The organism is Aerosakkonema sp. BLCC-F183 (assembly GCF_041929145.1).
Classification (GTDB): domain Bacteria; phylum Cyanobacteriota; class Cyanobacteriia; order Cyanobacteriales; family Aerosakkonemataceae; genus Aerosakkonema.
On record NZ_JBHFNU010000127.1, the window covers coordinates 19978 to 32325 of the forward strand.

The following is a 12348-nucleotide window of genomic DNA, read 5'->3' on the forward strand; positions in this document are numbered from 1 at the left end:
TCACATTTCTGAGTTGAGCAACTTTGGATTAGCGGTGATAATCGTCAAATTGTCTCCCTTGAAATCGGCATCGTGCGTTACCAGTTTCAAATTTTTTGCTTTACACAATTCCGCTAATATTTGGTCATTGAAATCCGACTCGCCTGCTGCATACTTTCTCAAAATTTCCCGCCAATCCGCCGTCTCAAAACCGCTATCTACTCGCTCACACTTTTCCAGTATCTTCCGAGATTGTCTGGCAATTTCTTGGGCGAAAGGTTTGAATTCAGCACTATTGCGATATATCTTGAACTCTGCTGGTTTGTTTACTTCTGGCAATATGTTGTAGAAAAATCGAGCATAAGCGTTAATGAATTCAGCAAGCACAAAACCGTCCACCAATATCCGACCTTTTACACTGCGAATTCGCCTTAGTGCCAAGGTGTATGTGGCTTTGATTCGAGGATATCGTTCACCCTGTCGTCCATAAATGTACAGCCAGATATTTGCATCAAATAATACAGCATCCATCTGACTAAATGAGTAATCGTTGATGTTGTAAATTTGGTTATTCGTCAAAGTAGTAATCTCCGAATGCTTCTCGTGCAGCAGCCTTCCATCGTTCAGGGTCTTTTAGATATTCCTTCACGCTTTCAATTGTACACTCAAGGTCTGCTGCATCATCGGGCTGCATATCGATGACGCTGAGTGATGATTCGATCTGTTCTTCTGGAAATTCACCGTATAAATTACCGATCGCATCCGCCAGAAAAGCGGAAGTAATATCTTCTGCATCCTGAAAAGAAACTATTACTTTTTTCCCTTCTTTAAAAGCTGCTGCTATGCGATCGTATACTTTTTGCCCATCTTCACTGGCTATACATAAATTATCTCCAATTACTTCCGTGACAACAATCTTGAAGGTATTTTCGGTTTGGGGATGGTCAGATGTTAAGTAATTCATAATTAAAATGGCTTGGTTAACTTCCACAATAATTTTAACAAATAAAAGCTGCGCCCGCCGCCGATAACGTGGCACGAGCGATCGCTCTCCATTGGTTTTAATTAGGCTTGAATTGTTTGTATTTATGCTCCTATCTTTTCCTTCAATTGAGTCCTCGCAATGCCATCTTACGACTTTCAAAAAGTTGTCCCACAGCCTCTATTACCGTTTTAATAGCATACGGGTCGCACTCTTTGAGAAATTCTTCTCCTTCAATTTTTTGGTTAAAGAAATCTTTAGCTTTTTGAAGCAAGTATCCACCAGAGTCAAACCCTATAGATTTGATGATAAACGTAGTTACTGGGGAATTCTTAATATCGTAAGGAGAATCTTTATTGCGACCCTTCGCTAAAAGCTCTAATACCTCACTTTCCAGTTCATTTTTGGGTTGATAACCTTCATCGATATTGGGGATAAAATGCTGCAATGCAGCTGATTTTACATTTATATCAGGTAATTCTCCCATCATAGTAGAAAGAGGAATATCCCGTCCCATACGATAGGAAAGCGCTTCAAGGATAGCGATCGTAGTTAGCTTACTTCCCAAATAAAGCTTAGCTACTTCCAGATTTTTTCTAGTTCTTTCCAGCATATTGCGGTAAGTTTCCTCATTGGGTTCGCCCATAAACTGCTGAAAAACCAGTTCTGGTTTGAGGAAGTTCATAAATCCTTCCATTTTTTGCAGAGATTTTCGGTATACCTGCACCGTGTAAGAATTGGCGTTGGGAAGTTCGTGGTTAGTTTCGGGTAAAAGATTCCAGGTATTATCTAAAAAATCAGCAGAGTTAGTAGAGGCAAAATTTTCCACATCTCGGTTTGCCAATCGCACAGCTCGCTTCACCGCCTCACAGGTTTCGGCATCTGTCCACCCCAAATTGAACTGCTTGTTAGCACTTATCAAGCGCTGGTACAGCATATCCATAGCGCTGAAACCCGATTCCAGCTTCGGACGAAAAGGAATCGTCGCCTCGATACAGGCGGCGATTTGCGCGATTAAACTAGGAGAAAGAAACGGCTTGAGACATTTGGCCGCGATCGCCGCACTCAGAAATTCATTTTGTCCTGCGAACGGAGAAAGCGTCTGACCGGGAGAAAACCCGAATACCGTCGATACAATCTCAAACATTAAATCCTTGGTTAGTTGAGTAGAGTCTCGAATCACGAGCTGTCCCCTAACGTCCCTGACAAAGGGAGTAATGTAACTGCTAATGTTGAAACTGACGCCTTGATCCACTTGCACGTACACTAGGTCGTGAAACAGCGCTGCCAAGACCTCAATCGGATGTTCCTCGCCGCCGACGTCAAAAATGTGTTCCGGAGTGTGGAAATAGCGCCAAGGGCCGGTCATGGTTTGGATAATCAGTTCGGCGATCGGCTCAACTTCAGTCCTTGTAATTTGACTTCCTAGCTCATTAATGGCCCAAACTAAACTATTTAGGCATCTTTCCTGAGCTTCTTTAAGTTCCATATCGGTCTCCCCGTTGTCCCTGATACAAGTGCATGGTATCAAAGGCATCCACAAAAACGCCATCTGCAACTTATTCACTTAAGCATTTGCTCCTCTCTAAATCTGTTCACCCTGCTAAGATTGACGGAAATTACCCATTTCAACAACCGACTTCCGGAATGAGCGCGTAGAGGGGTTTGACACACCAGGTAAAGCAGTGCTTCTGTCCTCCTCCTATCACCGCCCCGATCGCATCGCCCCATTTAGCACAAAAGTTAGTCCTGGGGACTCTACCACCCTGACTTAAAGTTTAGGAAACCGATAGAATATATCCCCGTCGGCATCCACTTCCGGAACTGCACCAAAGGTGTTAATCTGCTGTTCTAAGTACTGCTGGGCTAGCTGTGGCTCAACTTTAGCAGTGGCAGCTAGCTGGATTAGAGAAATGCGGCTATTTTGCTCTTTTAGCAATTGATAGAAAGCATTTTGCAACTGCTGTTGCTTGTGAGAAGTTGCTACTGTCCTCAAAATCAGTAAGACTGGCATACCAGCCAGAGTCAGCAAAAATATCAACTCAATAATTGCCATAATCTGACATCTAGTAAGGGTAATTTTAATTTTTAGATTTCAGATTGAGATACCATCTCTAAACCGCCATAGTAAATTGAAAATTTTAGCTGTTCAATCCGGTCTTTTGCGACTAACCAGATTTCTTTCCATAAGTCGGATAAAAGTTTTGTTTTTGGGTTAATAAATAAAAGGAAACAGCCTTTTTGTGTTTTGCTGATAAGCTTTGTAATCTTCACCGAACCTGGCGGCGAGCATTTCTTCCTCGATCGCCATTCTGTTGCCCAGCCAAACTGCACAAACCAAGCCCAGCAACATAAAGCTAGCAAAGCTTTGCAGCATTGTGCAATATCCCGCAAAAAGTAAAACATAGCTTAGATAAATTGGGTGACGCACGATACTGTAAATGCCTGTTGTTACCAGCCGATGATCGGGCTTAATCGCGATCCTGTCAAAAAATCCTTTCAGCGTGCGAATTGCCACTTGATTAATAATTATGGCGACTGCGATCGCCATAATTCCAACAATCCCTGCTAAAGTGCGATCGGCAGGATTGGTGAGAGCCACAGAGCGCGAAAATTCAAACAGCGCTAACCAATGCACCACTAATAGACCGATAAATTGCACAACCAAAGCCCAACGACCGGAAGTGCGCTTATATTGCTCATCTTCTGTGGTTTTGGTCAGTTTGCCATATTTAACGGCACGCCAAATTGTGGCCATAAAGAAGATCGCATAGGCGTGCAATAAAAAAATTACTTGCCACTGCTGCATCGCATCAAATAAAACTGCTGGCAGCACAATCAATATGGCAAGCATCCCCACCAATACCACACTTAACTGTATAGCTCTGACAAAACTGCTCATAGTTACAGAAATGGTAGGTGGTGAAGGAAATTTCAAATTTAACATTTCAGATGACAAATTCAATTTTTCAATTGGCCATCTAAAATTTTCAATCTGAAATTCCCCATTAATCTCTATATTAACTTTCTTTGAGTCGCATGACCTGCCAAGCAGCGAGCTTAAGCTACCTGTGGTTGAATGAGATTTTCCGCACCTTCGATCACCTTAGCGGACTCAATTTTATCGCCCTGCCGGAGCTTTTCCAACACTTCTTTCCCTTGGATTACGAAGCCAAAGACGGCATAGCGACCGTCCAGCAAGTTGAGACCGGCTGGTGTCAGTTCTGGTTCAAACAGGAAAAAGAAAAACTGAGAAGAACCGCCATTCGGTTCAAATTCCGGTCTAGCCATTGCCAGGGCACCGTAAGCGGAGAAAGGCAGCACGGGTCGATCGAGATAACGACCGGCATCTTCGAGGGTAATGCCGTAGGTGGGCGCTTCGTCTCCCCTAACCAGGATTTCTAGGGGAATAGCACGATACTTTCCGGTAGCTGGATCGATGAAACCCTGGTCTGGGCCTACGGGGTCTCCGGTTTGCAGGTAGTAAGATTCTTCGGCACGGATGAACGGCAAACCGTCGTAAAAGCCGCGCTGTACCAAATCGACGAAGTTACCGGCAGTAACGGGGGCACTATAGCCGTCCACAACGATGGTGAGATTGCCCTTGTTGGTGACCATTTCCACAGTGGCACGACCTTTGAGTTGAGGCAGGTTGCTGTACTCGGTTGGTACTTCAAAGGGGTATTTTTGTACCATTGTGTATTCCAGCAGGCCAACTTTATCCAGCAGCTTTGTCCTCTCTTGGGAGATTTGTTCTTTATCCTTGGCTTCGAGAGCAGCTTGGATATCCGCCAGACCTGCTTTCAGGTCTGCAATCGCAGTTTCTGCTTCCGCTTTGCGTTCTTCAGGAACGCTGGCTAGCAGTTGGTCTTGCCGATCGGTCAAAATCAATGAAGCCTTGCTGATATCTGAAGAGATAGCACTCCAACGGCGATTAGACCGCAGTTGGGTAGAAATGTCTTCCAAACTCGCTTGCAGTTCGCGCACCGGCTGGTTGTCTATGGGTAGGGCGTACCGCAAAAGCGCTTTCGCATCGGTAATTGCATTTCCAGCAGGTAAGCGACTTTCGCGACCGCTGCTACCAAAAAAGTTCCACCCGGCACCGCTTAGACCGATATTGAGGAAGATCGCCAGCAGCATCATTACGCCGAGAAGCAGCCAGCGTTTTAGCGCATCTAAGACTGGAAGACTAGAACGAGGCATAAATAAATTTCTAAGTACACACAATTTTAGATTTTCCCACACCGTCGGTGATTGGCGATTAGGTATAGCTAAAAACGTCAAAATCACAAAAATTCAAATGATTCAATGCCCTCTCGATCGAATGCCCTCTCGATCGACTTTCTCCCCAGTCCCCCAAGAGCGGTACAATTAAAGGCCGATTGATCTGGCTAATAAACGTTCATGATTTCGAGTAACGACTTTCGACCCGGTGTTTCGATCGAATGGAATGGCGGCGTTTGGCGGGTCGTGGAATTTCTCCACGTCAAGCCAGGTAAAGGTTCGGCTTTTGTGCGGACAAAGCTCAAAAACGTGCAAACTGGCAACGTGGTAGAACAAACCTTCCGGGCTGGGGAAACTGTGCCCCAAGCTAACCTGGAAAAATCTACTATGCAGCATACCTATAAAGACGGGGAAGAGTTCGTCTTTATGGAGATGGAAAGTTATGAAGAAGCCCGACTTTCTGCCACCCAAATCGGCGAGCGCGTCAAGTACCTTAAAGAAGGCATGGAAGTCAACGTCATCCGCTGGGGAGAACAGGTACTGGAAGTAGAATTGCCCAACGCGGTTGTGTTGGGAGTGACCCAAACCGATCCCGGAGTCAAGGGAGATACCGCTACTGGCGGCAGCAAACCTGCGATCGTAGAAACCGGTGCCCAAGTGATGGTTCCCCTGTTTATTTCTGTGGGTGAACGCATCCGCATCGATACCCGCACCGATTCCTACCTGGGTCGTGAATAAATTTGAGATTTGAGATTTTAGATTTTACCCAAAATCCAAAATCTCAAATCTACCCATCGATATAGCTGAAAGCCAATTTAACGAGATCGAACAAGCTGTGGAATTGGATTTTAACGAACTTCGCGAACTCCTGACGGTTTTGAATGGAACCGATATCGCGGAGCTGACTCTTAAGAGCGCCGATTTTGAACTAACGGTGCGGAAAAGCACCCCCGACCCTATTCGGGAAGTATCGGAGCCTCTAGCTCGCGTGCAGCCACCTGTACCACCTATGCCGAGCGACGCTCTAGCAATGCCATTTTATCCTCAACCTCCGGTGTCGATCGGTGTGCCTGAGAGCGCAACTGCCAGCTCACCGAGCGGGGCTCCTCCCCCCCAAGTTGAGCAAAAATGGGTAACAATTACTTCCCCTATGGTGGGAACGTTTTACCGCTCGCCTGCTCCTGACGAACCGCCATTTGCGGAAGTCGGCGATCGCATCCGCACTGGACAAACAGTCTGTATCATTGAAGCAATGAAGCTGATGAACGAAATCGAAGCCGAAGTCTCAGGACAGGTGATGGAAATTTTGGTGACCAACGGCCAACCTGTAGAATACGGTCAAGTTCTGATGCGGGTTAACCCCGATTGATAAAAAGTGTATTATCGATTACTGTATTGTGATAGAAAAAAGAACTCGTACAATCTGGGGATCGGTCGGTTCCGAGTTAATTCGATGAAACAAGCGCAACCCGTACCGCAAGAAGTTGTGCAACAAGTGGCTGAATACTTCAGCATTTTAAGCGAGCCTATGCGCCTGCGGCTGTTAAACTTGCTCCGCAACGGCGAAAAATGCGTGCAAGAACTGGTAGAGGCGACCGAAACCAGTCAGGCTAACGTTTCTAAACACCTAAAAGTGATGCTGCAAGCGGGTATCCTCAGCCGCCGTAGCGAAGGCACTTCCGCCTACTACAAAGTGGAGGATGAGCTAATCTTCGATCTGTGTAACTTGGTGTGCGACCGCTTAGCAACGCGCATTGAGCAGCAAGCGCGTCACTTTCGGGAGTTCAGTCTAGCTAGCAAAGAATAAGAAAAGTCAAAAACAAGAGGGAGAGGGAGAATAGAGCGGCATAAACGCGGGAAAATCCGAATTTTTCCACTCTTTCCTTTTTTCTCTTCCTTATCTCCTCTCCCTTTTCTTTTTGACTTTTGAATGTTGACTGAGTGACTTTTCCCAAGCTCAACTAGAGGGGAAAGTTTTTCTGAAAAGTTTGGCGAGTTAGTGGCTGTTCTAGCTCCAAGCCTTCACCACCTAAAGTTTCCAGGGGTTTCCCATCGACGGAGATAATCACCTTGGCATTGGGATCTAAACTGGTAGCGGTGTAAATGACCTGTCCCAAGCGCCCCGTCATGGCAGCGCTGCCACCCCCAGAGTTAAACTCCTGAGATAGATCGACCGTAACGGTATCGTTTTGAACAGTAACGCTGCGGAGTTTGGTTCCTTTGGGAATACTTGTAGAAATTTTGTCATCGGTAGCGTTAGGCCCCGCCAGTAAGCGGACAAAAGCTTGTGCCAAAATAGCATTGGGACTTTTACTGGCAGCCTTATCCAGCGTTACCGGACGACCCACCAGTTCTAGTTTATTGCCTCGATCTTGAAGCCAATAAATTTCTGCCGTTTCCGGTACAGGTACTGGCTGTGGTGTATTGGGGCTGTTTGTTGTGGAGTTTGCAGAGTTTGTCGGTGTAGGGGTGGGGGCCGGAGTACGCGAGTTCAATGCCAACCAAACCGTTCCGCCACCAATAGCCAAAATTATACCCCCGATAGTCGCAATTGCACGCTGAGAAACGGCACGATCGGGTTTTCGCTTGTCCATAAATACGTAGCTCCTTGAGAATTGGCAGGTTCTGTGTGAGGAGACGATCGGAGGATAATAATTTCCGGAAAAAGGTTACTTTTTGTCAGTTTGAGGCAAAGAGTCCGGTTTTATTTGCACAAAGGCTGCTATCTCCATTTGCTGTGGTTTTATATTCAATTGTAGAAGCCGAGCTGTGATTCCTGCATCTTCCAATTTACGGAAATCAAACTGCTCGCTGATGGTTTCGGCGATCGGTCCGATCAAAAAAGCTGGCAGGGCACTATCGTTGATCGAGGCAGTTGGCGAAATCAATTGGATCTGATGCCCGGAAACTACGCCCAGTCCCGACTCTACCTTGAGATTTAGCTGTTTGGGATTGGTTTGCTTGTCGCCACCTTCACCTTTTTCCTGTAATGCTACCTGAAAACGCACGCGGTTATCAGCCAGAAATTCTATCCGTGGATTGACAAACTCGTAAGCTTGTGCTTGTTGACCGCCCATATTGCCCAAAAAACCGCTTCCCAGATTACGCAACCGAGCTGTGACTGTCGGTGATGCGAGCAGTTTGTTGACATCATCCTGGGTTAAAACGAAACGCAATCCAGCCTGTATCGGTTGCCGCAAAGCTCCGCTGGGCAATGTTTGACTTTGGTTACCCTCGACGGGCGATCGCTCACTGCGTTGCCTGAGACGCTGTATATTCAAATTCAGGGGGTCGGTTTCCATTTCTAGAGCTGCGATGCGGAAGTCTGGCGTCACCCATAAGCCTCGTCCTGCAATTCGCACTCGTTCGACTTTGCCTTGTATGAGTTGGTGAGAGGGAGCGTTGTCAACGCGCACTTGCAGCTGTTCTACCTTTTCCATGCGAGAGCGAATCACATTTTGGGCGACGCTATCGACAACGAAACCAACTGGGGAAAGGAAACCAAGTAAGCCAGATAAGAGGAGTGTGAATAATTCCATTGGTGATTGGTTAGGGGCTAGAAAAGTCAAAAGTCAAAAGTCAAAAGTCAAAAGTCAAAAGTCAAAAGTCAAAAGTCAAAAGAAAAAAATGAGTTAGGGGTTAGGTAGTAGAGAATTATAACTATTACCTATTGCTGATTAGATTCGAGTTGCGGTAATTTGAGCAGAACACCAGCAAAAAACCAATAATAGATTGCCACTGGCAGAACATCTAGCGGGTAATAGTAAATGTTGTAGCTGATAAACAAGACAAATGCCCACAGACAAATTCCCAAGCGACGCAACTTGATATCTTTAACCGAGCGGTAAGCTTTGAACGTGAGGAAAGTTAAGATAGAAATCACTGTTAGCATAGCGAGCAGGCCAAGCGGCCCTATTTCGTAAAGCACCTTGGGATAGTAGGTTTCAACTAACGCAGTTTCGCCAAAAATACGTGCTGCATTAGTAGCTCGTCCCAAACCACTACCAAAAAAGGTTTCTAGGTTGCCCAGCGCCCAATCAAACTGCGGAACAATAAATTCGTAAAGGAGCGAATCTTTCCAATAACTGAAAAAATCAGTGTTTAAGCCAAGTACAAGCACAATTGCTCCTCCCAAGTAAATTATAATCCCGCGCTTGAAATTTCCCCCAGGAGCTGCAAAAAATAGCAGCAGTGCAAAGATGGTAATGATTAAAACTAAAGCGATTTTTTGACCGGAAACAACTGCTACGAACAAGACTAAAGCCATAGCTACGAAGCTTGCATTTCGCCAACGACGAGAAGTTTCGCTCACAGCAGAAGCAACGGTGAAAAAACCATTTGAAATCAGAAACCAACCCCATTGCCAGGGTGCGGCAAATGTTCCCGGTAAGCGAATTACCCCCAGTTCGGGATTGTAAAGTAAAGCACCGCCGACAAAACACCTAGCATCGAGAGCTGCTTTGAATAAAGCATCTCCTTCCAGTCCGCTCGTACCTGTACACACACCGCTGCTAAGTAACAAGTATTGAATCAAAGCCAGAGTGCAGCAAATTAAGGCCAGAACAACGTGCAGGCGGATTAAAAATCGCAATTCCTGTTTGTTGCGAATCAGGTAATAGGCACAAAAAATCAGGGGAATGTATCCGATTAGCACTTTTAAGCCCAATATACCCATTAAAAATGGTTGTTCGTCAAGATCGGAATTGAACTGTTGATAGCCGTTGACATAAACTAAAGTGACCGAACAACACGCCAATAAAAACAACAGTGGCTGCTTGAGGGGTTTGGCAATTACGATGGGTAAATGCGAGCGCTGACAGTAAATAATTAAAGCAATAAGCGCGGGTATGTAGAGGATATCTTTAGTTATAAAAAAAAGTGGATTACCTCCTGCGATCGCGTATGTGAAAGTGCCGATGAAAGGTAAGTAAATGAGAAATGCCCATAAAGCTTTGCGGGCTAGTTGATAGTAATATTTCATGATTTTCAGAAAAGCTAGGTGGCCGATGCTGAGCAGGGAAAATACCCTCGCTCAGATGCGGTTTTTCTACTTGTGTGTTGCTGCTTCGATTCGCTGCTTGAGAATGGATACAACTTCATCCAAAGGGATTTCCTCGGATTTGTGGCTGGCTCTTTCGACGACTTCTAATTTACCGGATTTGAGAGATTTTCCCGTGACTATGCGATAGGGAATACCGATTAAATCGGCGTCTTTAAATTTAACTCCAGCGCGTTCGTTGCGGTCATCTAGCAAAGTTTCAATTCCCGCTTCGTTGAGTTGGCTGTAAAGTTTTTCCGCTGCTTGCAGTTGTTCGGCATCGCTGATATTGGGAACTGAGATGATGACGTGATAGGGTGCGATCGCTACAGGCCAAATTATGCCATCTTTGTCGTATGATTGCTCTACTGCTGCTTGCGCTAACCGCGATACGCCTACACCGTAACAACCCATGACTAAGGGAACTTCTTCGCCTTGTTCGTTAGTATAAGTTGCTCCCATTGCTTTGGAGTATTTGATGCCTAATTGGAAAATGTGACCGACTTCAATTCCTCTGGCACTTTGCAGGGTTTGTGTGGGATTGTGAAAAGCGCGATCGCCCGGTCGTGCTTTTCGCACATCTACCACAATTTCCGGTAATTTGAATTGCTCTTTCCAGTTAGCACCGACAACGTGATAACCAGATTCATTCGCACCGGTGACGAAATTTTTAAGTTCGACAGCAGTTTTATCGACTAACCGCAAAAACTTGCGATCGAGTTGTTTTTGGTCAGCAATATAATCGTCAGCAATATCGGAAGCAATATAGCCCAAAGGTAAAGGTTTCGCCGCCCATTTTGACTGTGCTTCTGCATCGGGAACCTTCAGCGATAATAAAGTTTTACCGCCGTAGCGATCGGCTAATTTTGTTAATTCATTTTGCAACTTTACTTCATTGACTTCTTGGTCGCCGCGAATGCTTACCAGCACCAACACCGTCATACCATTATCGTAAACACCCTGATACAGGACGTTTTTCACAATTTGCGTGGGAAAACACTTGAGAAATTGAGAGATTTTTTCTATAGTGTCCGTACCGGGAGTTTCTCTTTTTTCATAACTGCTAAAAGGTGAAGGTTCTGCATCCGCTGGCAAAGAAACAGCCTTTTCTACATTCGCGGCGTACTCGCCATCTTCTGTGTATAAAACTTCATCTTCTCCCGCTTCCGCCAGTACCATAAATTCTTGGGAACCGGAACCGCCAATTGCCCCCGAATCAGCTTGTACAGGACGGAAAGCCAAACCACTGCGCCGCAGCATATTGCTATAAGCTTTGTGCATATCGTCGTAAGTTTTTTTGAGGCTTTCCTCATCCGCGTGGAACGAATAACCATCTTTCATAATGAATTCGCGTCCGCGCATCAAACCAAATCTAGGGCGAATTTCATCGCGAAATTTAGTTTGAATTTGGTAGAGATGCAGAGGTAATTGCCGATAAGAACGTATCATTTCCTTGGCAACAGTCGTAATTACTTCTTCATGAGTTGGCCCCAAACTTAATTCTCGCTCTTGTCTGTCTTTGAGGGCGAACATGATACCCTCAGCTTGGGTGTACGTATCCCAACGACCGGATTCGCGCCACAACTCTGACGGTTGCAGTTGCGGTAAGAGACACTCTTGTGCGCCTGTAGCGTTCATTTCCTCGCGCACAATTTGAGAAACTTTTTGCAGAACGCGCCACATGAGGGGGAGATAGGCATAGATACCGCTACCGATGCGACGGATGTAACCTGCGCGGAGTAGTAATTTATGACTGGGGATTTCTGCTTCGGCTGGGTCTTCCCGCAGTGTGACGAATAACATTTGAGAGAGTCGCATCGTTTGTTCCTGTTCCCAACTGAGATGTTTGCTTTCTCAGTCTAGAACATCATCAGGATAATATCTCAAGTTCTTGAATCAAGTCGCTATGGGTGAAAATCGGTACGGTGACATTTACGCAGTCTTCTGTATTGTCAGTAACAATGGTATCCAGTAGGTTGATTGCGTCTGTACTGTATTAGATTGCATCTTCAAAATCTCGAAAATTGGCTATAAGTGCTGTGGAAATTGCCGCTTTGTTGACTGTGGCAATTCGGCAGGCATTGGCCATTTTTTTAATATATGCAGGCAGACTATTCCCTTCGGG

At 45.6% G+C, this 12348-nt stretch carries 13 protein-coding genes; 3 read left to right on the plus strand and 10 right to left on the minus strand.

Annotated elements, in window-relative coordinates; all coding sequences use genetic code 11:
• The 6 genes from ACE1CD_RS37205 to ACE1CD_RS37230 form a co-directional block, all read right to left on the minus strand.
• Nucleotides 1-558, minus strand: a complete 558-nt coding sequence (locus ACE1CD_RS37205; RefSeq protein WP_374827952.1) for a type II toxin-antitoxin system VapC family toxin — start codon at nucleotides 556-558, stop codon at nucleotides 1-3.
• Entirely contained in the window at nucleotides 548-1018 is a 471-nt protein-coding gene (locus tag ACE1CD_RS37210; protein WP_374827954.1) for an STAS-like domain-containing protein, read from the minus strand. The genes ACE1CD_RS37205 and ACE1CD_RS37210 overlap by 11 nt, the downstream gene beginning before the upstream one ends.
• Before the next feature lie 67 nt (nucleotides 1019-1085).
• Nucleotides 1086-2450, minus strand: coding sequence for a hypothetical protein (locus ACE1CD_RS37215; protein ID WP_374827955.1), 1365 nt, complete (start codon nucleotides 2448-2450; stop codon nucleotides 1086-1088).
• A 282-nt stretch (nucleotides 2451-2732) separates the two neighbouring features.
• Nucleotides 2733-3017: a hypothetical protein gene (locus tag ACE1CD_RS37220; RefSeq protein WP_374793610.1), complete on the minus strand. Its 285-nt coding sequence runs from the start codon at nucleotides 3015-3017 to the stop codon at nucleotides 2733-2735.
• 159 nt (nucleotides 3018-3176) lie between these two features.
• Entirely contained in the window at nucleotides 3177-3863 is a 687-nt protein-coding gene (locus ACE1CD_RS37225) for a methyltransferase family protein (protein ID WP_374827956.1), read from the minus strand.
• Between the two features lie 158 nt (nucleotides 3864-4021).
• Nucleotides 4022-5164, minus strand: coding sequence for a peptidylprolyl isomerase (locus ACE1CD_RS37230; protein WP_374793613.1), 1143 nt, complete (start codon nucleotides 5162-5164; stop codon nucleotides 4022-4024).
• Nucleotides 5165-5365: 201 nt separating this feature from the next.
• Between ACE1CD_RS37230 and efp the strand changes: the two genes are divergently transcribed.
• The 3 genes from efp (at nucleotide 5366) to ACE1CD_RS37245 (ending at nucleotide 6992) form a co-directional block, all read left to right on the plus strand.
• Complete coding sequence (gene efp / locus ACE1CD_RS37235; protein ID WP_374793614.1) at nucleotides 5366-5923, plus strand: elongation factor P; 558 nt, start codon at nucleotides 5366-5368, stop codon at nucleotides 5921-5923.
• A 97-nt stretch (nucleotides 5924-6020) separates the two neighbouring features.
• Complete coding sequence (gene accB / locus ACE1CD_RS37240; RefSeq protein ID WP_374793616.1) at nucleotides 6021-6554, plus strand: acetyl-CoA carboxylase biotin carboxyl carrier protein; 534 nt, start codon at nucleotides 6021-6023, stop codon at nucleotides 6552-6554.
• A gap of 84 nt (nucleotides 6555-6638) precedes the next feature.
• Complete coding sequence (locus tag ACE1CD_RS37245) at nucleotides 6639-6992, plus strand: metalloregulator ArsR/SmtB family transcription factor (protein ID WP_190468729.1); 354 nt, start codon at nucleotides 6639-6641, stop codon at nucleotides 6990-6992.
• A gap of 154 nt (nucleotides 6993-7146) precedes the next feature.
• On the opposite strand, the gene ACE1CD_RS37250 is transcribed toward ACE1CD_RS37245, so the two are convergent.
• The 4 genes from ACE1CD_RS37250 to proS form a co-directional block, all read right to left on the minus strand.
• A complete protein-coding gene (locus tag ACE1CD_RS37250; RefSeq protein ID WP_374827957.1) occupies nucleotides 7147-7779 on the minus strand; it encodes a GerMN domain-containing protein in 633 nt (210 codons plus the stop codon).
• 75 nt (nucleotides 7780-7854) lie between these two features.
• Nucleotides 7855-8724 (minus strand): DUF2993 domain-containing protein, encoded by an 870-nt coding sequence (locus tag ACE1CD_RS37255; RefSeq protein WP_374827958.1) that lies wholly within the window; start codon nucleotides 8722-8724, stop codon nucleotides 7855-7857.
• Between the two features lie 128 nt (nucleotides 8725-8852).
• The gene (locus ACE1CD_RS37260; RefSeq protein WP_374827960.1) at nucleotides 8853-10166 is read right to left on the minus strand and encodes a hypothetical protein; all 1314 of its coding nucleotides are present in this window, start codon (nucleotides 10164-10166) and stop codon (nucleotides 8853-8855) included.
• 66 nt (nucleotides 10167-10232) lie between these two features.
• Nucleotides 10233-12041, minus strand: a complete 1809-nt coding sequence (gene proS / locus ACE1CD_RS37265) for a proline--tRNA ligase (protein ID WP_374827961.1) — start codon at nucleotides 12039-12041, stop codon at nucleotides 10233-10235.
• Nucleotides 12042-12348: the final 307 nt, after the last annotated feature.